This window comes from Salmonella sp. SAL04196, assembly GCF_046550835.1.
Lineage (GTDB): Bacteria > Pseudomonadota > Gammaproteobacteria > Enterobacterales > Enterobacteriaceae > Salmonella > Salmonella enterica.
In genome coordinates, this window is record NZ_JBGDXE010000001.1 from 38,902 (window position 1) to 64,192 (window position 25,291).

Here is a 25,291-nt window from a genome sequence, read left to right on the forward strand (position 1 = left end):
CAACTGTGCGAGGATGTTATTTATTACTGAACGCGAATGAGACTGAAAGGATTGATATAACGATGGAGAGTTGCCTTGATATATTCAAAATAGTAATAGGTCCATCCAGCTCACGTACCGTAGGGCCGATGCGCGCCGCCTGTCACTTTATTTCATTGCTCAGAGAACAAGAGACGTTGCCGCTAATTCGGGAAATAGAAATCGAGCTGTATGGCGCGTTATCGTTAAGCCGCAAGTGCCACAATGTGGATACCGCCCTTTATCTTGGGCTGCTGGGCTACCAGCCGGAGAATGTCGATCTCCGTTCGCATATGGCGGTGATTAAGCGTGCGGAAAATGAAAACAAAATCGAACTCCCGCTCTCCGACGCGGGCGGAATCACGATAAAAGTCAAGATTATCGCCAATCACCAGGCGCATCCAGGCCATCCTTATGCCATGACGTTTCGCGCCAGAGATGATTATTTCACGGTGTATGAAGAGACCTGGTTTTCGACCGGCGCCGGGCAGGTCCGCAAACATGGCGAGCCGCTGACGCCATCGCTTCCTTTGCGTACAGTGTCGCCCTTTGAATTTAGTCATGCCGCGCAGTTGCTGGCGCTGTGTCGGCGTAACGGCCTGTCCGTGGCGGCGCTGATGATGAAAAATGAGCTGTGCCGCCACTCGCCACAGACGTTGCAGAATTATCTGGCGCAAATATGGAACGTGATGCAGCAGGCGGTTTATCGCGGCCTGCATACTGAGGGGGTATTACCCGGTCCCTATCAGGTACCGCGGCGCGCCTGTGCGTTACATAAGACGTTACAGGCTAACCGCTCCGCCAGCGATTTTTTAACCGCGCTGAACTGGGTCAATGCCTTCGCGATTGCGGTAAGCGAAGAAAATGCCAGCGGCGGACAGATTGTTACCGCGCCAACCAATGGCGCGTGCGGCATCATTCCGGCAGCGCTCTGCTGGTATGATAAATTTGTCACGCCGCTGGAACCCGGTGCTCTGACCCGTTTCTTCCTGACCGCCGCCGCTATCGCGATGTTGTTTAAACAAAACGCCTCTATTCTGGGATCTGAAGTTGGCTGTCAGGGGGAAATCGGCGTGGCGTGCTCAATGGCGGCGGCGGGCCTGGCTGAACTGATGGGCGCATCCGTGGAGCAAACGCTGAGCGCCGCTGAAATTGCCATGGAACATCATCTGGGATTGACCTGCGATCCGCTGGGCGGGCAGGTACAAATTCCCTGCATAGAGAGAAATGCCATCTCTGCCGTGAAAGCGATAAACGCGGCGACGATGGCGATGAGTCGCGTAAGCGAACCCTGTATTTCGCTCGATGAGATCATTGCTGCGATGTACGAGACCGGTAAAGACATGAGCGCTAAATACCGTGAAACGTATCATGGTTCGCTGGGGAAAATTCAGCCGCGCAAGAGAGGGTAACAGCGTGAAATACAATACGATGAATAACGACGAGATTATCCTGTCGTTGTGCGCTCGCTTAAAGGAGACGCGTCTGTCTCTTTCGATGACCCAGCAGCAGCTTGCCGATCGCGCGCACGTTGGCATCGCCACCATCAAGCGTATCGAGAAGGGGGGAGGGCTCAATCTTGATACGTTAATTTCTTTCCTGCGGGCGCTGGATAAGTTGCATAATCTTGATGCGGTGCTGTTTGAATCCGAGCTGCGTAATTTTCACGAAAGTTATGAAGGCGGAGAGGGGAGCGGCCGCCTTCAGGTACGCCAGCAGGCCGCGGATTTAAATAATAAATCTTCCGCGCCGCAGTCGGAGGAGGTGAATTACAGCGCGGCGCTGGAAAATTCATTATGTTGGTGACGTCTCACGCTCGCCCCGTAAATACCGGGCATGAAAGCGCAGATGGTCCTCGATGAAGGACGCAATAAAATAATAGCTATGATCGTAACCGGGCTGGATTCGTAGCGTCATCGGCCAGGCGGTTTGCCGCGCGGCTTCCGCCAGTACGGCGGGCTGAAGCTGATCGGCGAGGAACTGATCGCTGTCGCCCTGATCGATGAGCACAGGAATGGCGTCCTGCGGCTGGCTGGCCAGCATTAATTCGCAGCTATCCCACTCAGTCCAGGCTGATTCATCTTCGCCGAGATAAGCGGTAAGCGCTTTGATTCCCCACGGCACGCGGCTGGGGTTGACGATGGGCGCAAAAGCAGAGACGCTGGTATATTTGCCCGGATTTTTCAGCGCCATGATTAATGCGCCGTGGCCGCCCATCGAGTGCCCGCTGATGGCGCAACGGTCGCTGACGTTAAACTGTGTCTGGATGAGCGCCGGAAGCTCATCGCGCAGGTAATCGTACATGCGATAATGGCTGGCCCAGGGCGGCTGTGTGGCATTGAGATAAAACCCGGCGCCGTGGCCTAAATCGTATCCGCTATCGTTGGCGACCTGTTCACCGCGTGGACTGGTATCCGGCATCACCAATACAATGCCCAGTTCTGCTGCGATACGCTGCGCGCCTGCTTTGGTGGTAAAGTTCTCATCATTGCAGGTCAACCCGGACAACCAGTACAGTACCGGAGGCGGTTCATTATCCTGAGTCGGCGGAAGAAAAATGCTGAATGTCATGGCGCAGTTTAGCGTGGCGGCATGATGACGCCAGCGCTGCTGCCAGCCGCCAAAACATCGGTGCTCTTCGAGCATTTCCATGCGGGGGCTCCTTTTATAGTGAACCTGATAAGGTATGCAGATTCTTCATAATACAGATTATTCACCGCGTTGTGAGTAACTTTCACTTCCGTAATACATAAACATGCTTCATCATTTAAATAACGTTGCGTTAACAAATATGCCCTTTGTCCTGCCATCATTCCCGCACCGGAAAAGATGTCATGAAAGGCAGCGACAATTTCAACAATTATGGGCGTGAATACTGGATTATGTGCGCTACCTCACGCACAATAATCACACTGTCACAATATTGACAAACTTTGCCCCATGCAGGGCAGAGGCGCCACACCTGCAGGAGAACACGATTAATGCCATCACTCAGTAAAGAAGCGGCCCTGGTTCATGACGCGCTGGTTGCCCGGGGGCTGGAAACGCCGCTGCGCCCGCCTATGGATGAACTGGATAATGAAACGCGAAAAAGCCTTATCGCAGGGCATATGACTGAGATTATGCAGTTGCTGAATCTCGATTTGAGCGATGACAGTCTGATGGAAACGCCGCATCGTATCGCTAAGATGTACGTTGACGAGATTTTCGCCGGCCTCGACTACGCCAATTTCCCGAAAATTACCCTCATTGAAAATAAAATGAAGGTGGATGAAATGGTCACCGTCCGCGATATCACGCTGACCAGCACCTGTGAACATCACTTCGTGACCATTGATGGCAAAGCGACTGTCGCGTATATCCCCAAAGATTCCGTGATCGGCCTGTCGAAAATTAACCGTATCGTGCAATTCTTCGCCCAGCGTCCGCAGGTTCAGGAACGTTTGACCCAACAAATTCTGACGGCGCTGCAAACCTTGCTCGGCACCAATAATGTAGCGGTATCGATTGATGCGGTGCATTACTGCGTGAAAGCGCGCGGTATTCGTGACGCAACCAGCGCCACGACGACGACATCGCTGGGCGGATTGTTTAAGTCCAGCCAGAATACGCGCCAGGAGTTTCTGCGTGCCGTTCGCCATCATCCATGATTAAGGCGGAGACGATGGAGCGTAATGTCACGCTGGATTTTGTACGTGGCGTCGCCATCCTCGGTATCCTGCTTCTTAACATTAGCGCCTTTGGATTGCCGAAGGCGGCTTATCTCAATCCCGCCTGGTACGGCGCGATCGTTCCCGAAGACGCCTGGTCCTGGGCGATTCTCGATATTGTGGCGCAGGCTAAGTTTCTTACGCTGTTCGCGTTGTTGTTTGGCGCGGGGCTACAAATGCTGCTTCCGCGTGGTAAACAGTGGATTCAGTCGCGCTTAACGCTATTGGTACTGTTAGGTTTTATCCATGCGTTATTCTTTTGGGACGGCGACATTCTGCTGGCCTACGGTCTGGTCGGGTTAATTTGCTGGCGACTGGTACGCGACGCGCCTTCGGTAAAAAGCCTGTTCAATACCGGCATACTCCTTTATCTGGTCGGGATTGGCGTGCTACTGCTGCTGGGCGTGGTATCGAGTAGCGAAACCAGCCGCGCCTGGACGCCGGATGCGTCGGCAATATTGTATGAAAAATACTGGAAGCTGAACGGCGGCATGGAGGCTATCAGCAACCGGGCAGAGATGCTGTCGAATAGTTTACTGGCGCTCGGCGCGCAGTATGGCTGGCAACTGGCGGGTATGATGCTGCTGGGCGCCGCGCTAATGCGTAGCGGCTGGCTGAAAGGTCAGTACAGTCTGCGGCACTATCGCCGTACCGGGATTCTGCTGGTGGCGTTAGGGCTAATGATCAACCTGCCTGCGGTCATCTTACAATGGCGGCTGGACTGGGCGTACCGCTGGTGCGCCTTCTTATTGCAGGCGCCGCGCGAACTGAGCGCGCCGTTGCAAACGCTGGGCTATGCCGCGCTGATGTTTGGCTTCTGGCCGCAGCTTAGCCGATGCAGACTGACGCTTGCCATTGCCTGCGTAGGGCGAATGGCGCTGACCAATTATCTGCTGCAGACGATCATCTGTACCACACTGTTTTATCAGTTTGGCTTATTTATGAAATTCAATCGACTGGAACTCTTGTTCTTTGTCGTTCCGGTATGGGCAATAAACCTTCTCTTTTCCGTCATCTGGCTACGTTTCTGGCGACAGGGACCGGTCGAGTGGTTATGGCGTCAACTCACGTTGCGCGCGTCAGGATCGCTCAGATAACGATCTGGATCACATTCATTAACAAAATGGCTGTAACCGTTTCCATCCCTGTGATGTTTCTCACGCAGCCCTGGGCAGGGTGCTGACAAAATAGCCGCCTGCTAACGGGGCATTTGTGAGCATTTTTGAACTCAAACAGGGCAGTGAATATGATCACCATTCGTGATGTAGCGCGCCAGGCTGGCGTGTCTGTAGCGACCGTTTCCCGCGTACTGAATAACAGCGCGTTGGTCAGTCCCGACACCCGTGACGCCGTTATGCAGGCCGTCACCCTGCTGGGATATCGGCCAAATGCGAATGCGCAAGCGCTGGCCACCCAGGTGAGCGATACCATCGGTGTCGTGGTCATGGATGTTTCCGATGCCTTTTTCGGCGCTCTGGTGAAAGCCGTAGATCTGGTCGCGCAGCAGCACCAGAAATATGTTCTCATTGGCAACAGTTATCATGAGGCGGAAAAAGAGCGTCATGCGATTGAAGTCTTGATCCGTCAGCGTTGTAACGCATTGATTGTTCACTCAAAAGCCTTAACCGATCGCGAGCTGAGCGACTTTATGGATCAGATCCCTGGTATGGTGCTGATTAACCGTATCGTGCCGGGTTATGCGCACCGTTGTGTCTGTCTCGACAATGTGAGCGGTGCCAGAATGGCGACCCGAATGTTGCTGAATAATGGACATCAACGCATCGGCTACCTGGCCTCCAGCCACCGTATTGAAGATGACGCGATGCGCAGAGAAGGGTGGTTACACGCGCTGCAAGAGCAGGGGGTTGCTGCGTCGGAGAGCTGGATTGGCACCGGCACGCCGGATATGCAGGGCGGCGAGTCGGCAATGGTTGAGTTGCTGGGACGCAATCTGCAACTGACGGCGGTATTTGCCTATAACGATAACATGGCGGCGGGCGCGCTGACGGCGTTAAAAGATAACGGCATCGCCATTCCCTTGCATCTGTCTGTCATCGGTTTCGATGATATCCCTATTGCTCGTTATACCGATCCTCAGCTGACTACCGTGCGCTATCCTATTGCTTCTATGGCGAAAATCGCGACCGAGCTGGCGTTACAGGGGGCCGCAGGCACCCTGGATATCACGGCGACGCACTGCTTCATGCCGACACTGGTGCGGCGCCATTCGGTGGCGTGGCGACAGAATGCGGTACTGATCACTAACTGATTACGCACCGCATGTAACCGTTTTCAATCTGTGAGTAAATTCACAGTTTATTAACATTGTGATAGCTATGATGACAACGTTTGTCGCACTGTAACTAATGTGTAACAGTTAGTTGTCAGTTTTGCTGGGGTATTTCGCTTATAAAAACCGTTAACACAATATCCCGCGACTACCGGACAAAAATAAAGAGTTGAATAAGAGCCTATCCCATTAGGGCTATTTTACTTGCCATTTTGGACCTGGGCAGTGCTCGCCAAAACGCGTTAGCGTTTTGAACGCCGCTAGCGGCGGCCCGAAGGGCGAGCGTAGCGAGTCAAACCTCACGTACTACGTGTACGCTCCGGTTTTTGCGCGCTGTCCGTGTCCAAACTGGCTGCGCCAATAACGCCTGGTGGGATAGGCTCTAAATACGCTTCGGCGTTCAGTAACACGCGTTAACGTGCTGAACAGCCGGGCATTTTTTTACGCTATACCCTACATAATAAAACCGGAGCTACCATGAATAAGAAGGTACTGACCCTTTCTGCCGTGATGGCAAGTCTGTTATTCGGCGCGCACGCGCACGCGGCTGATACTCGTATTGGCGTGACGATTTATAAATATGACGATAACTTTATGTCCGTGGTGCGTAAGGCTATTGAAAAAGATGGCAAATCCGCGCCGGATGTTCAGCTACTGATGAATGACTCGCAAAACGATCAGTCCAAACAGAATGATCAAATTGACGTTTTATTGGCGAAAGGGGTTAAAGCTCTGGCGATTAACCTGGTCGACCCGGCAGCCGCCGGTACGGTGATTGAGAAAGCGCGCGGGCAAAATGTGCCGGTGGTGTTCTTTAACAAAGAGCCTTCCCGCAAAGCGCTGGACAGCTATGACAAGGCGTATTATGTCGGGACTGACTCTAAAGAATCCGGTGTGATTCAGGGCGACTTGATTGCCAAACACTGGCAGGCGAATCAGGGTTGGGATCTGAATAAAGACGGTAAAATTCAGTATGTTCTGCTGAAAGGCGAGCCGGGGCACCCGGATGCGGAAGCCCGTACGACGTATGTGGTGAAAGAGTTAAATGCTAAAGGTATTCAGACCGAGCAACTGGCGTTAGACACCGCCATGTGGGATACCGCGCAGGCAAAAGATAAGATGGATGCCTGGCTGTCTGGCCCGAACGCTAACAAGATTGAAGTGGTTATCGCGAATAACGATGCGATGGCGATGGGCGCGGTAGAGGCGCTGAAAGCGCATAATAAATCGTCGATTCCGGTCTTTGGCGTCGATGCGTTACCGGAAGCTTTGGCGCTGGTGAAATCGGGCGCGATGGCCGGTACGGTACTGAATGACGCCAACAATCAGGCGAAAGCGACATTCGATCTGGCGAAAAACCTCGCCGAAGGCAAGGGCGCGGCTGACGGCACCAACTGGAAGATTGAGAATAAAATCGTGCGCGTGCCTTATGTCGGCGTGGACAAAGACAATCTGAGCGAATTTACCCAAAAATAACTTTTCCGTCTGTGGGCGCAATTTTGTTGCGCCCTGAAACCGTGGAAGGGTGACGCGCCGCGGACCGGATAACGTATTTCTTTTGCCATCCGGCGCGGATAGTCATAATTAAAAAGGCCGACAGGGTATCATTATGGGCAGCACGATCTCTCCGTCGTCGGGTGAATATTTGTTGGAAATGCGTGGCATTAACAAATCATTTCCCGGCGTGAAAGCGCTTGATAATGTCAACTTAAACGTTCGTCCGCACTCTATTCATGCATTAATGGGCGAAAACGGCGCAGGCAAATCAACATTATTAAAATGTCTTTTCGGTATTTATCAAAAAGATTCCGGCAGCATTGTATTTCAGGGGAAAGAAGTGGACTTCCATTCGGCGAAAGAAGCGCTGGAGAATGGGATTTCGATGGTACACCAGGAGTTAAACCTGGTATTACAACGTTCGGTCATGGATAACATGTGGCTGGGGCGTTATCCCACCAAAGGTATGTTTGTCGACCAGGATAAAATGTACCAGGATACCAAAGCGATATTTGATGAGCTGGATATCGATATTGACCCGCGCGCGCGCGTGGGAACGTTATCCGTTTCGCAAATGCAGATGATCGAAATTGCGAAGGCGTTTTCCTATAACGCTAAGATCGTTATTATGGATGAACCGACCTCATCGTTAACTGAGAAAGAGGTTAATCATCTGTTCACCATTATTCGCAAGCTGAAAGAACGCGGCTGCGGTATTGTTTATATCTCGCATAAAATGGAAGAAATTTTTCAATTGTGCGATGAAATTACTATTTTGCGCGACGGTCAGTGGATTGCCACCCAGCCGCTGGAAGGGCTGGATATGGATAAGATCATTGCGATGATGGTCGGGCGATCCCTGAACCAGCGCTTCCCGGATAAAGAAAATAAGCCGGGCGACGTGATTCTGGAGGTACGTAACCTGACCTCGCTGCGCCAGCCTTCCATTCGCGATGTCTCCTTTGATTTGCACAAGGGCGAAATTCTGGGCATTGCCGGCCTGGTTGGGGCAAAGCGTACCGATATCGTCGAAACGCTGTTTGGCATTCGTGAGAAGTCGTCCGGGACAATCACTTTACATGGCAAGAAAATTAATAATCACACTGCGAACGAAGCGATTAACCACGGTTTTGCGCTGGTGACGGAAGAACGTCGTTCCACCGGAATTTACGCCTATCTGGATATCGGATTTAACTCATTAATTTCGAATATCCGTAATTATAAAAATAAAGTGGGGTTATTGGATAATTCCCGGATGAAAAGCGACACCCAATGGGTCATTGACTCCATGCGGGTAAAAACGCCGGGGCATCGCACGCAAATTGGTTCGCTTTCCGGCGGCAATCAGCAAAAGGTGATCATTGGTCGTTGGCTATTAACGCAGCCGGAAATATTAATGCTGGATGAACCGACCCGTGGCATTGATGTCGGCGCAAAGTTTGAAATTTATCAGCTTATTGCGGAACTGGCGAAAAAAGGCAAGGGGATCATCATTATCTCTTCTGAAATGCCGGAGCTGTTAGGGATTACCGATCGTATCCTGGTGATGAGTAACGGTCTCGTTTCCGGCATTGTCGATACTAAAACAACAACGCAAAACGAAATTTTGCGTCTTGCTTCTTTGCACCTTTAAGATCAGGGGCTCCTTATGAGTGCGTTAAACAAGAAAAGCTTTTTGACCTGGCTGAAAGAGGGCGGAATTTACGTCGTTCTTTTAGTGTTGCTGGCGATTATTATTTTCCAGGACCCGACTTTTTTAAGTTTGCTGAATTTAAGTAATATTCTGACGCAATCTTCGGTACGTATTATTATCGCGCTGGGCGTGGCGGGACTCATCGTCACCCAGGGGACAGACCTGTCGGCGGGGCGTCAGGTAGGGCTGGCGGCGGTCGTGGCGGCCACATTACTGCAATCAATGGAAAACGCCAATAAAGTGTTTCCGGAAATGGCGACCATGCCGATTGCGCTGGTCATCCTGATTGTCTGCGCGATTGGCGCGGTGATTGGCCTGGTGAACGGCATCATTATTGCTTACCTGAACGTGACACCGTTTATTACCACGCTTGGCACGATGATTATCGTTTATGGGATCAACTCCCTTTACTATGACTTTGTCGGCGCTTCGCCCATTTCCGGCTTTGACAGCGGCTTTTCCACCTTTGCGCAGGGCTTTGTGGCGATGGGCAGTTTCCGGCTCTCCTACATCACTTTTTACGCCCTGATTGCGGTAGCGTTTGTCTGGGTGCTGTGGAATAAGACCCGTTTTGGTAAAAACATTTTTGCTATTGGCGGCAACCCGGAAGCGGCAAAAGTTTCTGGAGTAAACGTGGCGCTGAACCTGCTGATGATTTATGCGCTCTCCGGCGTGTTTTATGCCTTCGGCGGCTTACTGGAAGCAGGGCGTATTGGTTCTGCCACCAACAACCTCGGCTTTATGTATGAACTGGATGCGATTGCCGCGTGCGTTGTCGGGGGCGTATCGTTTAGCGGCGGAGTGGGTACGGTCTTCGGCGTGGTGACCGGCGTCATTATCTTTACCGTCATCAACTACGGCCTGACCTATATCGGGGTAAACCCGTACTGGCAGTACATTATCAAAGGCGGCATTATCATTTTCGCCGTGGCGCTGGACTCGCTGAAATACGCGCGTAAGAAGTAGTTTTCCAGACCTGTTGCCTTGCTTATCAGATAACCCGGCGCAGCGAAACTGCGCGCCGGGCTTCATACCGCGAGCTACAGCGTTAACGCGTGCTCTTTTTCGCCTTTTTTAAATTTGACCTCGCCTAAATCAATACAGGCGACCGGGCAGACATGACCGCACAGCAGACAACCGACGCATTTTTCCGTATTGCAATGCGGCGTGCGGCTGTGTTCATCCCACTCCATCGCCTGATGGCCGCCGTCATAGCAGGAGATATAGCAACGTCCGCAGCCGACGCATTTCTCCTGATTAATCCGCGGATAGACGATATAGCTGCGATCCAGGTCTTCCGCCGGGATAATATTGCCATTCGCCAGCCCGATCATCTCCTGTAATGAGGCAAATCCCTGATCGGCCAGATAGTGGCTGAGGCCGCTCGCCATATCTTCTACAATGCGGTAACCGTATTGCATAATGGCTGTCGTCACCTGTAGGGTCGCCGCGCCCAGCAGCAGAAATTCGGCAGCGTCTTCCCAGGTTTCAATGCCGCCGATACCGCTAATCGGGAAATCGCGCAGTTCAGGGTGCATTCGCAACTGCTGGATAAAACGCAGCGCAATGGGTTTCACCGCTTTTCCTGAATAACCGGAGATGCTGGATTTACCGTTAACCACCGGCATCCCGATTTTGCGGTTCAGGTCGATGTTAGTAATGGATTTCACGGTGTTGATGGTGGCGATACCGTCGGCTCCGCCGCGTTTGGCGGCCAGCGCGACTTCGCACATATCGCCAATATTCGGCGTCATTTTCGCCAGCATTGGCAAAGATGAACCGTGTTTTACGGCGCGACAGTATTTTTCAACCAGCTCCGGGCTTTGCCCTACATCGCTTCCCATGGCGTGCGAGGTCATCTGCGGGCAAGAGAAGTTACACTCAATCATATCTGCGCCGGCTTCTTCAACCAGACGCGCCAGTTCCTGCCACTGCTGCTCATTTTCCCCCATGATGGAAGCAATCAGCACCTTATCCGGATAATCCTGTTTTAGCCGTCGAATGGCGGCCAGATTCTCTTCCAGCGGATGTTCAGCAATTTGCTCCATGTTTTTGAAACCAATAAAACCGGTATCTTCTTTTGTCAGGTGATCAAAACGTGGAGAGACTTCGTTGGCAATAAAAAAACCAATGGTTTTAAAAACGATCCCGCCCCAGCCGGTATCATAGGCTTTGGCGCACATCTCATAACAGTTGCCTACCGGAGAAGAAGAAAGACAAAACGGATTGGGAAACTTAACGCCGCAAAAGGTAACAGACAAATCTTTTGTTAACATGAGCAGGCCTCCTCTAAATAATGATGAATAGCCTGAGCGGCTTCTTTTCCGGTTTTTACCGCATAAACGACGGTCTTATCGCCTTTAACAATATCGCCAGCGGCAAAGATCGCCGGGTCGTCGGTTTGATAATTGTGCGTGTCGATAATATTATGCTGCGCTTTTATCTCCGCAAAGGTATCCAGTCGCGCGTGCTGCCCCACGGCCAAAATAATATTTTCCGCTTCCAGCGTCAGTTCTCCTGAATGGCGTACATGGTGGAAGGTCACTTTATTTCCGCTGACGGCGACAGGCGTAAAACCATCAATAATCGATACGCCTAATGCCTGCGTGCTGGTAAATTCTTTTTCGCTGGCGGGGAATTCGGCTAATTCTTCCCGTGCCACGCAGGTGACGGAAGGACAGCCGAGAATTTTTAACGTACTGGCGACATCCATCGCTACGTCGCCGCCGCCAATAATTAATGCGCTACGCGGAACGCTAATATCGCCGTCGGCCTGACGGGCGCGCTGTAAAAAATCAACGGCAATCTCTACGTGACTGGCTTGCTCAAATAACGGTAAATCAGAGCCACAGGACATCCCGACGGTCATCAGCACGGCGCGATATTCGGCTTTGAGTTGCGCAAGCGATAGCGACCCGCCCACGTCATAATTACATTTAATATTGACGCCCATTTCTACAATGCGGGCAATTTCCTGATCGAGTACGCTTTGCGGCAGACGAAATGCCGGGATGCCGTGACGCAGCCATCCGCCGGGCTGCGGCTGTTTTTCGTAAATGGTGACGTCATAGCCTAAATGCGTGAGCGTCACGCTTGCCTGCAAACCTGCCGGACCCGCGCCAATAATCGCGACTTTTCCGCGTGTTTTACTCCCGGGCTGATAAATCTGCATGGCAGTCTGCTGTTCAAAATCGGTAATAAAACGTTGCAGGCGTGCAATATCAATAGGTTTATCTATTCCGGAACGTGTACATCCGCGCTGGCATAATTTTTCCGTCGGACAGACTCTGGCGCAGACGGCGCCAAGCGCGTTATTTTCCCGGATAGTTTCCGCTGCGCCTTTAAAATTGCGAAAGTAAATAGAACGAATAAATTTCCCCGGATCGGTTTGCGCCGGGCAAGCCTGACTACAGGGCGCATCGTGACATAATAAACAACGGGAAGCCTCTTTTATTGCCAGTAATGGCGTAAAACCAGGCGTGAGTTCATCCAGATAATTTTGTTGCGGCATATAATCTTCCTTAATGCTTGAATAAATTAAGGCGAAACGCAAATAACGCGTTTTAATGATCCAAAATCTACCGCCAGCCTAAGCATTGAAAGAAGGGTATTCTGTGAAAGAATTCACAAAAAAATGAAACCAGAATGCAAAACAGCATTTGTTCCTTATATCATAATAATAACTATTCTCAATTTTAAAGGAGTAATAAATAGATTAACGATAAAAAAGAAGATAAATAATCATTCCAGTAAATAAAAAACCGCAACCGGTATAAAGAAAAAGATAAGACCAATATTGTACGGGATCGGCATGGCGATAAACATAAACCGGTTTTCGCGCATTTTTGACAACTTTATCTACCGCGCCGGTTCGCCAGCCTTTCCAGGCCTCACGGAAGCAAAAAAGCGGGAGTAGCAGAAAGGCTAATATGACAAATATCGTCTGTACATCCATGATCATTTCCCTTTTTTCTTTTCCAGTTCAAGCAATTGTTCCGGCGTAACGGCCGGATACCCCTGGGCGTCATTCGGCACCTGATGCTGCGTGGGAATAGGTACCAGCGGGCCTAAAAAACGCGGTTCGCGTTTAAAAATATAGAGATCCGCCAGCGCGCTAAAGCGGGCGCCAAATTCGCGCAGGCGCACTGTCAGCATATTTTTGGGCGAAGGTACCGCGTAACACTGCGCCTGAATGCCCATATGCAACGCAATAAACAAGGCGCGTTCGCAGTGGAAGCGCTGAGTGATGATAATAAAGTCGTTGGTATCAAACACTTTGCGGGTACGCACAATGGAGTCAAGCGTACGGAAGCCAGCGTAATCAAGCACAATGTCCGCAGGATCGACGCCCGCCGCGATAAGGTCTTTGCGCATGGTCATCGGTTCGTTATAGCTTTGCAGGGCATTGTCGCCGCTGAGCAGCAGGTAATTGACTTTACCGCTATTGTAAGCGTTTAACGCGCCCTGGATACGATAACGATAGTACTGATTAATGACACCCTTGCGATAGTATTTGGCTGTCCCTAACACGACGCCAACCTGGCGGTAGGGGAGATCCTGTAGCTCGTCATAGATATAGGGCGCTGTTTTCCAGCTCATCCACCGATCGAGGCCAAGCACCGTCAACAGCAGCAAGCCTACCAGGACCAACAGGCTGTAAAACACGCGCTTTAACATGCAGGAAACTCGATACCAGGATGAAAGTACGATCAGGCTACTGTACCCGAAGACGTAGCGCAAGAAACCGCCGTCTGATTGCGGAGATTTTCAGCATGATTTCCCTTGTATCGGGTCGCGGGAGAGGAGAGTCAGGCCGGATAAGACGCCAGTGCGTCGCTATCCGGCACATTTGCTTAGCCGAGAAGCACGCGGTCAATATTATGGCAACCTAACGCTTTCAGCGTTGCGGCGGTGGCATCCCATTGAATTAATGCCGCATCGCCTTTTTCCGCCAGAATCGCGCGCTGAATATCCGCATAGTCATAGCCATTGAGACTCAGCAGGTTTAGCGCGCCTTGCAGTGGGGGAAGCGTAGGGTTAAAGGCGGCGTTTTCCGCATAGCTGCCGGTGAAAATACGGCCATCTTTACATTCCAGCGCCACGCCGCTCGGTGAGTGGCTATAAGGCATATGGCTCTTATTGGCTGCCGTAATCGCCGCTTGCGTTAGCGTATCGCCCGTTAACCTAAAGCCATGATCCTGCTCGTCCATCAGCAGCGTTTTGATCTCCAGATCTTTTGGCCCGAAAGCGTCAGGCAGATAATCGCGTAACGTATGCGGCGCGCGGCCCGGCAGATGAATGCGCAGATCCAGACCGCTGTTCAGCTCGTTCATAAACTGGCGACAGTGGCCGCAAGGCGTGTAGTTAACGGTGACGGCGGCGAGCCCTTTTTCGCCGCGTAGCCAGGCGTGGCTAATCGCGCTTTGTTCAGCATGCACAGTTTGTTGCATGGTGGCGCCCAGGAACTCCATATTCGCGCCGAAATACCAGTTGCCGCTAACGCCGCGCGCAATCGCGCCGACGTTAAAATGGGACAAATCGGTACGGGCGCAGGCCGCCGCCAGAGGTAACAGTGCGAAAGCCAGCGCGTCTTCGTCCAGTCCCGCCGTATTTTTAAGCGTCGAGACCTGCTCTGCGGTCAGCATGGCGGGAAAATGGTGGTCCGCCAGGATAGGGGCCAGCGCTGATTGCAAATTATCCGCAAGCTGGGCAAAAGCAGTTTGAAAACGTGGATGCATGGCGTTGCCTCATAACAATGTAATGGAACCGTAGTTTACGGGCCTGCTATGTCTTAATATGTGATCTAAATCTCATTGCTTATGCAACTTGTGAAACTTAAATGAAAAATGCGCGACGTATCGCAAATTTTAACCCGGTCTTTTGTCCCGTCGTTAGCGCATTACCGCCAGAATGAGCGGAAACAAAAAGGGCGCTACCAGCGAGGTAATAATGCCGCAGATCACCAGCGCCAGGGAGCTAAACGCGCCTTCCTGGTAATCCAGCTCGGCGCAGCGCGCAGTACCGAGCGCATGTGAGGCGGTCCCCATTGCCAGCCCGCGTGCGGCCTTAGTACGGATGTGCATCGCGTTTAACAGCGTGTGGCCAAACACCGCGCCCAGAATACCGACAAAAATTACGCATACCGCGCTGATCGCAGGGATGCCGCCGATGCTGCCGCCCACCGCCATCGCGATAGGCGTAGTCACGGATTTAGGCAGTACCGATGCCGCGATTTCAGGCGTTGCGCCCATCAGCAAGGCAACGGATGTCCCGGTAATCATCGCTACCAGACTGCCGACAAAACAGATGCTAATAATGGATTTCCAACGCGCGCGAATCTGGTGCAACTGTTCATAAAGGGGATAGGCCAGCGCCACCACCGCCGGTTGCAGCAGATCGTTAAGTACTTCGCTGCCTTTGAAGTAGTGCTCGTAGGGAATACCGGTCAGCAACAGAAAAGGAATAATGACTACCATTGCCACCAGCAGCGGATTCAGCAACGGCATTTTAAAATGCGCCGCCAGTCTGCGGGCGGCGAAAAATACCGCCAGCGTCAGCGGTAACGACCACCAGATATATGTCATCATTTTTTCGTTCCCTTCTGCCCAACCACTTTACGCTCACCGTGTATCAGATGTGAACTCCAGCTTACGACCACAAAAACGACCAGCGTACTGATAGCGCAAGAGACCACCACCGGGCCGAATTGCGCGCGCAGTAAATCAAAATATTGCATGACCCCAACGCCAATCGGCACAAACAGCAACGCCATATAACGAATCAGCACATAACAGCCGGGGTTAACCCACTTTGCCGGCAGAATTTGCAGCGCCAGCAACACAAACAGAATTAACATCCCGATAATGCTGCCGGGAATAGTGATAGGAAGCAGTGATGCAAGAAAAATGCCTGCGTACAAACAGGCATAAATCAATACAAAAGCGCGTATATATTGCCAGATAATATTCAGTGACTTACTCATGTTTAAAGCCCTTGATGAGATGGATTCATCATACAATTAAACGTTAAAACGTGCTACCGATCACATCATGAATTCTTAGCATAGTGGGTATAGACAGCAGGAACATCGGGCAATGCCCCTGGTCGGCGGCGTTAAACCTGGGCTAAAAAATACAAAAAGCGACTCAGGGCCAAAGACGGCGTCTCATTCTTACGCCAGAACATCCCTACGCTGCCTTTTTGCTCAATTTTTGGTAAGTTTAAAATCGCCAGTTGCCCCTGGCTGGCATAGCGTTGCGCCAGCCGTAAAGAAAGAATAGAGATCATATCGCTGCTTTGCAGCAAATTGGTGCTGACGTTCATTGACGCTGACTCAATGGTGTTTTCCGGGAGCATGACGCCATTATCGACGAGGGCGTTATCAATACTGATGCGAATAGGGGTGCCGGTTGGCCAGACTATCCACCGCCAGTGCGCCAGATCGCTCCAGGCGATCTGCGCTCGCGCGGCCAGCGGATGGTGCGGACGCGCCACAAAGCAGACCGGCTCGGTATAAAGTACCTGATAATTAAGCGGCAGTTGCAGGGCGCGGCCGCCGACACGCCCTACCACCACATCCACCTGACCGGCAAGCAAATCGTGCAGCAGCGGCGTCATTACCTTCTCTTCAATATTCAGATGCAGCGTCGGCATTTCGTTAAGCAGGCTCAGAATCGCCTGTGATACGCAGTCAGTCGCCACGGGCGAACAGCCGATCTTCAGGCTGCCAACCAGGCCGCCCTGCTTGAAACGGGCGATTTCATACTGTGAACGCTCCAGATCGTTAATTAGGCGCTGGGCGTGCTGGAGCAGTAATTTACCGCCTTCCGAGGGGCGTAGCCCTTTACTGTGGCGCTCAAAAAGCGTGATGCCTATCTCATCTTCGAGTTGAGATAGCCACTTCGATAGCGCCGGCTGGGAGATATTCATCATCCGGGCGACGTGCGTCAGGTTGCCCTGTTCGCCCAGCGCAACCAGCGTTTGTAGGTGATGTAATTTCAATTTCTGCGCCCAGTTCGCCATTCGCTATAACCTCCAGGTTATGTCTCTGCCTGAAAAGCCATTGTACATTTTATCGCTCACTCTACAAACTCGTAACATAGCAAACATAAAAACAACATCTATCTCCCTGCACTGAGGCATTAGCTATGACTCAACGACGTGATCTACAAGCCCTTATTGATGCCGCGCCCGTCGGCAAAATGCAGTGGCGCGTTATCATCTGCTGTTTTCTGGTGGTTATGCTCGACGGTTTTGACACCGCCGCGATTGGCTTCATCGCCCCGGATATTCGTACTCACTGGCAGCTAAGCGCCAGCGAACTTGCGCCGCTGTTTGGCGCAGGGCTGCTGGGGCTTACAGCCGGCGCGCTGCTATGCGGGCCGCTGGCGGATCGCTTTGGCCGCAAGCGGGTCATTGAGCTTTGCGTGGCGCTATTCGGCGCATTGAGCCTGCTTTCCGCTTTCTCGCCGGATATAGAAACCCTGGTGTTGCTGCGCTTCTTAACCGGTCTGGGACTGGGCGGAGCGATGCCGAATACCATCACCATGACGTCGGAATACCTTCCCGCTCGTCGACGCGGAGCGCTGGTCACGCTGATGTTCTGCGGTTTTACCCTGGGGTCGGCGATGGGTGGGATTGTGAGCGCGCAACTGGTGCCGCTGATTGGCTGGCACGGAATTCTGGCGCTAGGCGGCATCTTGCCTTTGATGCTGTTTTTCGGCCTGCTGTTCGCGCTGCCGGAATCTCCCCGCTGGCAGGTACGTCGCCAACTACCGCAAGCCGTTGTCGCCCAGACGGTCAGCGCCATTACCGGCGAACGCTATCACGATACGCACTTCTTTCTGCATGAGACGGCAGCCGTCGCCAAAGGCAGTATTCGCCAGCTTTTTGCCGGGCGACAGCTTGTCATTACCCTGATGTTATGGGTGGTGTTCTTTATGAGCCTGCTCATTATCTATCTGCTTTCCAGCTGGATGCCGACGTTACTTAACCATCGCGGTATTGATCTGCAACAGGCGTCGTGGGTGACTGCCGCATTCCAGGTTGGCGGCACGCTTGGCGCGCTGTTACTCGGCGTGTTGATGGACCGGCTTAACCCGTTCCGGGTACTGGCGGTGAGCTATGCGCTGGGCGCGGTTTGCATTGTCATGATAGGCCTGAGCGAAAACGGCCTTTGGCTGATGGCGCTGGCGATTTTTGGTACTGGCATCGGTATTAGCGGTTCCCAGGTAGGGCTGAATGCTCTGACGGCGACGCTGTACCCCACCCAAAGCCGGGCGACGGGCGTGAGCTGGTCGAACGCCATTGGACGCTGCGGGGCGATTGTCGGTTCGCTCTCCGGCGGCATGATGATGGCCCTCAATTTCTCTTTCGATACGTTGTTTTTTGTCATTGCTATTCCGGCGGCTATCAGCGCGGTAATGCTTACCCTGCTGACGGTGGTTGTCCGCCTTTCGATTTCTGTACCTGACGACCTGCCGCGTGCCAGCGTCGTAAACGAATAAGGAGAATCTCCATGTCTGAAATAAATCAGAACGTAAAAGATAGCCGTCAGCAGTATTACCAGCATATTTCCGGGCAGAATCTGACGCCGCTGTGGGAATCGTTACATCACCTGGTACCGCAGACGCCAAACGCCAACTGCGCGCCGGCCTACTGGAATTATCAGGAAATTCGTCCGCTACTGATGGAAAGCGGCAATGTCATTGGCGCGAAAGAGGCGATCCGCCGGGTGCTGGTGCTGGAAAATCCGGCGTTGCGCGGTCAGTCGTCGATCACGGCGACCTTATATGCTGGTTTACAGCTGATCCTGCCCGGCGAAGTCGCGCCGAGTCATCGCCATAACCAGTCGGCGCTGCGTTTTATCGTCGAAGGTAAAGGCGCATTTACCGCGGTGGACGGCGAGCGCACGCCAATGCATACCGGCGATTTTATCCTGACGCCGCAGTGGCGCTGGCACGATCATGGTAATCCGGGGTCAGAGCCGGTGGTATGGCTGGATGGTCTGGATCTGCCGTTAGTCAACCTCCTGGGCTGTGGGTTTGCGGAAGACTATCCCGAAGATCAGCAGCCGGTGACGCGAAAAGAGGGCGATTATCTGCCGCGCTATGCAGCGAATATGCTGCCGCTGCGCCACCAGCGCGGGAACTCGTCGCCGATTTTCAACTATCGTTACGACCGCAGCCGCGAGGCGCTGCACGATCTGACCCGTATGGGCGATCCGGATGAGTGGGAAGGTTACAAGCTGCGTTACGTTAATCCCGTCACCGGCGGTTATCCGATGCCGTCAATGGGCGCGTTCCTGCAATTGCTGCCAAAAGACTTTGCCTCGCGTGTGGCGCGGAGCACCGACAGCACTATCTACCACGTCGTTGAAGGGGCAGGGCAGGTCACTATCGGCAACGAAACTTTTCATTTTTCCGCAAAAGACATTTTTGTGGCGCCGACCTGGCATGAGGTGTCGTTTCGCAGCAGTGAAGACACGGTGTTATTCAGCTTTTCGGACAAGCCGGTTCAGGAAGCCCTGGGGCTGTTCCGCGAAGCACGTTATTAATTAGGGAGAGAGAACATGACCAAATATGTATTCCAGCCGCAGGCCCCGGTAACAGTACCAGTGGCGGGCAGTGATGAGCAGTTTCCGGTACGTCGCGTTTACTGCGTGGGTCGCAACTATGCCGCCCATGCCCGTGAAATGGGCTTTGATCCTGATCGCGAACCGCCGTTCTTCTTTTGTAAACCAGCGGACGCTGTCGTCCCGGTAGCGGCGGGGGATACCCTGGAACTGCCGTATCCGGCGCAGACCGATAACTACCATTATGAAATTGAGCTGGTGGTGGCGATTGGTAAAAAGGGGAGCGATATCCCGCTGGAAAAAGCCCATGAATATGTCTGGGGATACGCCACCGGTCTGGACATGACGCGTCGCGATCGTCAGATGGAAATGCGTCAGATGGGACGCCCGTGGGAAATCGGCAAAGCGTTCGATCTCTCCGCGCCCATTGCGCCATTACACAAAGCCGCTGAAACGCATAATGTGGATAACGCCCCTATTTGGCTACAGGTTAACGGCGAAGACCATCAGCGCAGCGATATTCGTCATCTGATTTGGTCGGTAAATGAAACCATCAGCTATTTGTCCGGCTTCTTTGAATTGCAGCCAGGCGATTTGATTTTCACCGGTACGCCAGAGGGGGTGGGCGCCGTGGTGAAAGGGGATGTCATCACCGGGAACGTAGAAGGTCTGACGCCGATTGCTGTGAAAATTGTCTGAGGTGAACGATGAAGCTGTACAGTTTCTTTAATAGTTCGGCGTCTTATCGTGTACGTATTGCGCTGGCGTTAAAGGGGATTGATTACCAGACGGTGGGCGTCAATATTCGTATCGGCCAGCAGAATGCGCTGGCCTACCGACGGATGAATCCGGTAGGCCTGGTGCCGACGCTGGTCACTGATGACGGCGAATCGTTGGGGCAATCGTTGGCCATCGTCGACTGGCTGGACCGACATTTTCCGCAAACGCCGCTGCTGCCGACGAGCGACCCGGCGCGCAGCCAGGCGCTGGAAATTGTTTACGCTATCGCCTGCGATATACACCCAATCAATAACATGCGCGTGTTGCGCTACCTGACCGATGAGCTGAAGGTTAGCGAAGAGGATAAAAAACGCTGGTACGCCCACTGGATACAGCAAGGGTTAAGCGCGGTAGAGCAGCTATTGCGTAAAAGTCAGTCCGGACGATTCTGCGTGGGCGACGCGCCAGGACTTGCGGACTGCTGCCTGATTCCTCAGTGGGCGAATGCGCTCAGGATGGGCTGCGATTTATCAGGCTATCCGCGCTGTAAAGCCGTTTATGACGCCTGCGTACAGCTACCGGCGTTTATTGCCGCCGCGCCGGAAAATCAACAGGATAAAATCCCGGCCTGAAAAGGAGAATGACCATGACTCACGTGACAAGCGCAATTATTGTAGGTGGCGGAATCGGCGGCGCGGCGACCGCGCTGTCGCTGGCGCGCCAGGGAATAAAAGTCATGCTGCTGGAAAAAGCGCACGAAATTGGCGAGATTGGCGCGGGTATTCAGCTTGGGCCGAACGCTTTTTCGGCGCTGGATAGTCTCGGTGTGGGCGATGTTGCCCGCCAGCGTGCGGTGTTTACCGATCACATTACCATGATGGATGCCGTGAATGCCGAAGAAGTGGTATGCATTGAAACCGGGCAGGCGTTCCGCGACCATTTTGGCGGGCCGTATGCGGTAATTCACCGGGTAGATATTCATGCAACGGTATGGGAAGCGGTGCTGACGCACCCTGGCGTGGAGTATCGTACCTCGACCCATATTGTCGATATCCGCCAGACGCCGGATGACGTTACGGTGTTTGATGAGCAGGGAAATAGCTGGACGGCGGATATTCTCGTGGGCTGCGACGGCGTTAAATCGGTCGTGCGGCAAAGTTTACTCGGCGACGCGCCGCGCGTAACGGGGCATGTAGTCTATCGGGCGGTGATTGATTGCGACGATATGCCGGACGATTTACGTATTAACGCACCGGTGCTGTGGGCAGGCCCGCATTGTCACCTGGTTCATTATCCGCTGCGCGGAGGCCAACAGTACAATCTGGTGGTGACATTCCACAGCCGCCAGCAAGAAGAGTGGGGCGTGAAAGACGGCAGTAAAGAAGAGGTGCTCTCTTATTTTGCCGGCATTCATCCCCGCCCGCGCCAGATGCTGGATAAGCCGACCTCCTGGCGCCGCTGGTCGACCGCCGATCGCGAGCCGGTCGCGAAATGGGGAACCGAGCGTATCACTCTGGTGGGCGACGCCGCGCATCCGGTGGCGCAATATATGGCCCAGGGGGCCTGTATGGCGCTGGAAGACGCCGTCACGCTAGGCAAAGCGCTGGAACGCTGCGACGGCGACGCGCAGCAGGCATTTGCGCTGTATGAGTCGGTGCGTATTCCCCGCACGGCGCGTATCGTCTGGTCTACCCGCGAGATGGGGCGTCTCTATCACGCCGCCGGGGTGGAGCGTCAGGTGCGTAATCTGTTGTGGAAAGGGAAATCGCAGGAGGCGTTTTATCGCGGTATCGAATGGCTGTACGGCTGGAAAGAAGATAACTGTCTTGAGCCGCGTTGAGCGCCTTACGTGACGTAGCGTGGCGTTTGCGCCGCCACCCGGCAAAAAGTTTTGCTCATCGCAGAGAGGCGTTATGATAGCGCCTCTTTTTTTGCTGTGGATACCGATATGCGTGTTTTACTGGCGCCGATGGAAGGCGTGCTCGACGCGTTAGTGCGCGAGCTGCTGACCGAAGTGAATGATTACGATCTCTGCATCACCGAATTTGTGCGCGTGGTGGATCAGCTGCTGCCGGTAAAAGTGTTTCATCGCATCTGCCCGGAGTTGCATCACGCCAGCCGCACGCCGTCCGGCACGCCGGTGCGTATTCAGCTTCTGGGCCAGCATCCGCAGTGGCTGGCGGAAAACGCCGCGCGGGCGACGGCGTTGGGATCGTATGGCGTGGACCTGAACTGCGGCTGTCCGTCAAAAGTGGTGAACGGCAGCGGCGGCGGCGCGACATTGCTCAAAGATCCCGAACTCATCTATCAGGGCGCGAAAGCGATGCGGGCCGCGGTACCGTCGCATCTGCCGGTGACGGTAAAAGTGCGTCTCGGCTGGGATAGCGGCGATAGAAAATTTGAAATCGCCGATGCGGTGCAGCAGGCCGGCGCCAGTGAACTGGTGGTGCATGGCCGTACCAAAGCGCAGGGCTACCGCGCCGAGCATATCGACTGGCAGGCGATCGGCGAAATACGCCAGCGTCTGACTATTCCGGTTATCGCGAATGGCGAAATCTGGGACTGGCAGAGCGCGCAGGCATGTATGGCGGCCAGCGGCTGCGATGCGGTGATGATTGGCCGTGGGGCGTTAAATATTCCTAACCTGAGCCGGGTGGTGAAGTATAACGATCCGCGTATGCCGTGGCTGGAAGTGGTTGCATTATTACAAAAATATACCCGACTGGAAAAGCAGGGCGATACCGGTTTATACCATGTCGCGCGTATTAAACAGTGGTTGGGATATTTACGTAAGGAATATATTGAGGCGACGGAACTCTTTCAGTCGATTCGGGCGTTAAACCGTTCGTCCGAGATTGCGCGGGCGATTCAGGCTATTAAAATCTAATCTCTACAGCGTCCAGAACGTGTGCCGGACAGATACTATCGCTGCCCGGCGCAGGAATCAGAAAATCATCTTAAACACGCCCGTTACCACCAACAGCCCAATCAGAAAAATAATTAAGATTGCCCATAGAAGAATTTTCATTGTTTGTCCCTTTATTGGTAAATACAAACAAAGTATAGGAAAGTATTAAGCCATCTGCTGCCTTGTTGGGCGTGGCGACGTTTAACTCATGAAGGCTGCTGGCGCGTATTGCAGCAAAATCGTTCATTTATTAACGGGTTAATGGGACTTTACATTGAATCATTACATCAAAAAATGTATCAGATGAAATTATTTGCTAATCATATAAATTTCAAAATATGTCTTTTGTTGTCTGATGATGTATTGCCACGCGTAACTAAAAAATAGATCGTCGTAAGACGTACTCTCTGCGCACCTTTTTTTATCAGAACACCTCCATGAATCGTAATTCTTTCCTTGCCGCGACAGCGAGCTTACCGCTTTTTATTTTGCTGGCGGGCTGCGCCCCCATGCACGATACCCGCCAGTCGCTGACCCAGCAGACGCCCTCTTCTCATGTTGATTCCAGCCTGCCGGCGGCATTGAAAAACGGTTGGCCGGATAGCCAGTGGTGGAAGGCGTATCACGATACGCAGCTTGACGCGCTGATTGATAATGCCATACAGCATTCGCCGGATATGCAGGTGGCTGAACAGCGTATTCAACTGGCGGAAGCGCAGGCGAAAGCGGTTGAGGCGCAGGACGGCCCGCAGCTCGACTTTTCTGCTGACATTGAGCGCCAGCGAATGTCCGCGGAAGGGCTGATGGGGCCATTCGCGATTACCGACCCCGCGGCGGGAACGACCGGGCCGTGGTATACTAACGGTACATTCGGCCTGACGGCGGGCTGGGATCTGGATTTATGGGGGAAAAACCGCGCTGAAGTTACCGCGCGGATCGGGGCGGTCAAAGCGCGCGAAGCGGAGCAGGAGCAGACCCGACAATTGCTGGCAAGCGGCGTGGCGCGACTCTACTGGGAGTGGCAGACGCAGGCGGCGCTGAAAAATGTGCTGATGCAAATCGAGCATGAGCAGCAAAACGTGGTGGCGGTAAACCGGGAGTTGTATCAACACGGCATTACTTCTTCTGTTGAAGGGGTCGAGACCGATATCGACGCCAGTAAAACCCAGCAGCAGATGAATGACGTTAACGGTAAAATGAAGGTTATTGAAGCGCGGCTCAGCGCGTTAACCAATACGCAATCGGCGGCGCTCAAGCTGCGTCAGGTGAGTCTCCCCGCCGTTGAAAGCCAGTTACCGTCGCAACTGGGGTATTCGTTGCTGGCGCGCCGGGCGGATCTACAGGCCGCGCACTGGTACATTGAATCCTCGTTGAGCAGCATTGACGCCGCGAAGGCCGCGTTTTATCCCGATATCAATCTGATGGCTTTTTTACAGCAGGATGCGTTACATCTGAGCGATCTGTTCCGCCATTCCGCACAGCAATATGGCATTACCGGCGGGCTGACGCTGCCGATTTTCGACAGCGGCAGGCTGAATGCCAACCTCGATATCGCCAAAGCGCAAAGCAACCTTTCTATCGCCAACTACAACAAAGCGGTGGTAGATGCGGTTAATGATGTGGCGCGCGCTGCCAGTCAGGTAGAGACGCTGGCGCAGAAAAACCAGCATCAGCAGCAGATTGAGCATGACGCGCAGCGTGTGGTCGGTCTGGCGCAAGCGCGCTTTAATGCCGGCATTATTGCGGGTTCCCGCGTGAGCGAGGCCAAAATCCCGGCACTGCGCGAGCAGTGTAACGGCTTGCTGTTGCAGGGCCAGTGGCTGGATGCCTCCATTCAGCTTACCAGCGCGCTGGGCGGCGGTTATCATTCCTGATTTTTCCG

The 25,291-nt window shown here is 53.2% G+C and carries 25 protein-coding genes; 15 read left to right on the forward strand and 10 right to left on the reverse strand.

What is annotated here, in order from left to right; translation table 11 throughout:
- Nucleotides 1-62 precede the first annotated feature (62 nt).
- Together ACLJPE_RS00190 and ACLJPE_RS00195 are read left to right on the forward strand one after the other, a co-directional pair.
- A complete protein-coding gene (locus tag ACLJPE_RS00190; RefSeq protein WP_023212313.1) occupies nt 63-1,430 on the forward strand; it encodes an L-serine ammonia-lyase in 1,368 nt (455 codons plus the stop codon).
- Nucleotides 1,431-1,434: 4 nt separating this feature from the next.
- The gene (locus ACLJPE_RS00195) at nt 1,435-1,824 is read left to right on the forward strand and encodes a helix-turn-helix domain-containing protein (protein ID WP_023212312.1); all 390 of its coding nucleotides are present in this window, start codon (nt 1,435-1,437) and stop codon (nt 1,822-1,824) included.
- Here the strand turns inward: ACLJPE_RS00195 and fghA are convergent.
- The gene (fghA, locus tag ACLJPE_RS00200; protein ID WP_023197104.1) at nt 1,813-2,670 is read right to left on the reverse strand and encodes an S-formylglutathione hydrolase; all 858 of its coding nucleotides are present in this window, start codon (nt 2,668-2,670) and stop codon (nt 1,813-1,815) included. The genes ACLJPE_RS00195 and fghA overlap by 12 nt on opposite strands.
- A 329-nt stretch (nt 2,671-2,999) precedes the next feature.
- On the opposite strand from fghA, the gene folE reads away from it, so the two are divergent.
- The 6 genes from folE (at nt 3,000) to mglC (ending at nt 10,174) form a co-directional block, all read left to right on the forward strand.
- Complete coding sequence (gene folE / locus ACLJPE_RS00205; protein ID WP_001139611.1) at nt 3,000-3,668, forward strand: GTP cyclohydrolase I FolE; 669 nt, start codon at nt 3,000-3,002, stop codon at nt 3,666-3,668.
- A gap of 14 nt (nt 3,669-3,682) precedes the next feature.
- The gene (gene yeiB, locus ACLJPE_RS00210; RefSeq protein WP_001612136.1) at nt 3,683-4,825 is read left to right on the forward strand and encodes a DUF418 domain-containing protein YeiB; all 1,143 of its coding nucleotides are present in this window, start codon (nt 3,683-3,685) and stop codon (nt 4,823-4,825) included.
- A 149-nt stretch (nt 4,826-4,974) separates the two neighbouring features.
- Nucleotides 4,975-5,997 (forward strand): HTH-type transcriptional regulator GalS, encoded by a 1,023-nt coding sequence (galS, locus tag ACLJPE_RS00215; protein ID WP_000628634.1) that lies wholly within the window; start codon nt 4,975-4,977, stop codon nt 5,995-5,997.
- A 498-nt stretch (nt 5,998-6,495) separates the two neighbouring features.
- On the forward strand, nt 6,496-7,494 hold the full coding sequence (gene mglB / locus ACLJPE_RS00220) for a galactose/glucose ABC transporter substrate-binding protein MglB (protein ID WP_001036937.1): 999 nt from the start codon (nt 6,496-6,498) through the stop codon (nt 7,492-7,494).
- 133 nt (nt 7,495-7,627) lie between these two features.
- Complete coding sequence (gene mglA / locus ACLJPE_RS00225) at nt 7,628-9,148, forward strand: galactose/methyl galactoside ABC transporter ATP-binding protein MglA (RefSeq protein WP_000535914.1); 1,521 nt, start codon at nt 7,628-7,630, stop codon at nt 9,146-9,148.
- 15 nt (nt 9,149-9,163) lie between these two features.
- Nucleotides 9,164-10,174, forward strand: coding sequence for a galactose/methyl galactoside ABC transporter permease MglC (gene mglC / locus ACLJPE_RS00230; RefSeq protein WP_001275101.1), 1,011 nt, complete (start codon nt 9,164-9,166; stop codon nt 10,172-10,174).
- Nucleotides 10,175-10,248: 74 nt separating this feature from the next.
- Here mglC and preA read toward each other — a convergent pair whose 3' ends face one another.
- The 8 genes from preA to ACLJPE_RS00270 form a co-directional block, all read right to left on the reverse strand.
- On the reverse strand, nt 10,249-11,484 hold the full coding sequence (preA, locus tag ACLJPE_RS00235; protein ID WP_000956092.1) for an NAD-dependent dihydropyrimidine dehydrogenase subunit PreA: 1,236 nt from the start codon (nt 11,482-11,484) through the stop codon (nt 10,249-10,251).
- Entirely contained in the window at nt 11,478-12,719 is a 1,242-nt protein-coding gene (locus tag ACLJPE_RS00240) for an NAD(P)-dependent oxidoreductase (protein ID WP_001136412.1), read from the reverse strand. The genes preA and ACLJPE_RS00240 overlap by 7 nt, the downstream gene beginning before the upstream one ends.
- Nucleotides 12,720-12,923: 204 nt before the next feature.
- Nucleotides 12,924-13,169 carry a DUF2542 family protein gene (locus tag ACLJPE_RS00245; protein WP_000605187.1) on the reverse strand — a complete coding sequence of 82 codons (246 nt, stop codon included), beginning with the start codon at nt 13,167-13,169 and terminating at the stop codon, nt 12,924-12,926.
- Nucleotides 13,166-13,885, reverse strand: coding sequence for an outer membrane permeability protein SanA (gene sanA / locus ACLJPE_RS00250; RefSeq protein WP_000920081.1), 720 nt, complete (start codon nt 13,883-13,885; stop codon nt 13,166-13,168). Before sanA ends, ACLJPE_RS00245 begins: the two co-directional genes overlap by 4 nt.
- Nucleotides 13,886-14,061: 176 nt before the next feature.
- Nucleotides 14,062-14,946: a cytidine deaminase gene (gene cdd / locus ACLJPE_RS00255; RefSeq protein WP_001528350.1), complete on the reverse strand. Its 885-nt coding sequence runs from the start codon at nt 14,944-14,946 to the stop codon at nt 14,062-14,064.
- Between the two features lie 153 nt (nt 14,947-15,099).
- Nucleotides 15,100-15,795, reverse strand: a complete 696-nt coding sequence (locus tag ACLJPE_RS00260) for a CidB/LrgB family autolysis modulator (protein WP_000989296.1) — start codon at nt 15,793-15,795, stop codon at nt 15,100-15,102.
- Nucleotides 15,792-16,190, reverse strand: a complete 399-nt coding sequence (locus ACLJPE_RS00265) for a CidA/LrgA family protein (RefSeq protein ID WP_000045719.1) — start codon at nt 16,188-16,190, stop codon at nt 15,792-15,794. The genes ACLJPE_RS00260 and ACLJPE_RS00265 overlap by 4 nt, the downstream gene beginning before the upstream one ends.
- A 131-nt stretch (nt 16,191-16,321) precedes the next feature.
- On the reverse strand, nt 16,322-17,230 hold the full coding sequence (locus ACLJPE_RS00270; RefSeq protein ID WP_000024658.1) for a LysR substrate-binding domain-containing protein: 909 nt from the start codon (nt 17,228-17,230) through the stop codon (nt 16,322-16,324).
- A gap of 125 nt (nt 17,231-17,355) precedes the next feature.
- Here ACLJPE_RS00270 and ACLJPE_RS00275 point away from each other — a divergent pair, with 125 nt between their 5' ends.
- The 6 genes from ACLJPE_RS00275 to dusC all read left to right on the forward strand — a co-directional run bounded on the left by ACLJPE_RS00275 (nt 17,356) and on the right by dusC (nt 23,388).
- Nucleotides 17,356-18,714 carry an MFS transporter gene (locus tag ACLJPE_RS00275; RefSeq protein ID WP_000194216.1) on the forward strand — a complete coding sequence of 453 codons (1,359 nt, stop codon included), beginning with the start codon at nt 17,356-17,358 and terminating at the stop codon, nt 18,712-18,714.
- Nucleotides 18,715-18,725: 11 nt separating this feature from the next.
- Nucleotides 18,726-19,763 carry a gentisate 1,2-dioxygenase gene (gene gtdA, locus ACLJPE_RS00280; protein ID WP_001289851.1) on the forward strand — a complete coding sequence of 346 codons (1,038 nt, stop codon included), beginning with the start codon at nt 18,726-18,728 and terminating at the stop codon, nt 19,761-19,763.
- Between the two features lie 15 nt (nt 19,764-19,778).
- Entirely contained in the window at nt 19,779-20,480 is a 702-nt protein-coding gene (locus ACLJPE_RS00285) for a fumarylacetoacetate hydrolase family protein (RefSeq protein ID WP_000170621.1), read from the forward strand.
- An 8-nt stretch (nt 20,481-20,488) separates the two neighbouring features.
- The gene (gene maiA / locus ACLJPE_RS00290) at nt 20,489-21,133 is read left to right on the forward strand and encodes a maleylacetoacetate isomerase (RefSeq protein WP_000781183.1); all 645 of its coding nucleotides are present in this window, start codon (nt 20,489-20,491) and stop codon (nt 21,131-21,133) included.
- 14 nt (nt 21,134-21,147) lie between these two features.
- Entirely contained in the window at nt 21,148-22,341 is a 1,194-nt protein-coding gene (locus tag ACLJPE_RS00295) for a 3-hydroxybenzoate 6-monooxygenase (RefSeq protein ID WP_000150103.1), read from the forward strand.
- A gap of 108 nt (nt 22,342-22,449) precedes the next feature.
- On the forward strand, nt 22,450-23,388 hold the full coding sequence (gene dusC, locus ACLJPE_RS00300; RefSeq protein WP_023220013.1) for a tRNA dihydrouridine(16) synthase DusC: 939 nt from the start codon (nt 22,450-22,452) through the stop codon (nt 23,386-23,388).
- A 57-nt stretch (nt 23,389-23,445) separates the two neighbouring features.
- Here the strand turns inward: dusC and yohP are convergent, their stop codons facing one another.
- Nucleotides 23,446-23,529, reverse strand: a complete 84-nt coding sequence (gene yohP / locus ACLJPE_RS00305) for a small membrane protein YohP (RefSeq protein WP_000698460.1) — start codon at nt 23,527-23,529, stop codon at nt 23,446-23,448.
- Between the two features lie 317 nt (nt 23,530-23,846).
- Here yohP and mdtQ point away from each other — a divergent pair, with 317 nt between their 5' ends.
- Nucleotides 23,847-25,283 carry a multidrug resistance outer membrane protein MdtQ gene (mdtQ, locus tag ACLJPE_RS00310; RefSeq protein ID WP_023231102.1) on the forward strand — a complete coding sequence of 479 codons (1,437 nt, stop codon included), beginning with the start codon at nt 23,847-23,849 and terminating at the stop codon, nt 25,281-25,283.
- The last annotated feature ends 8 nt before the right edge of the window (nt 25,284-25,291 follow it).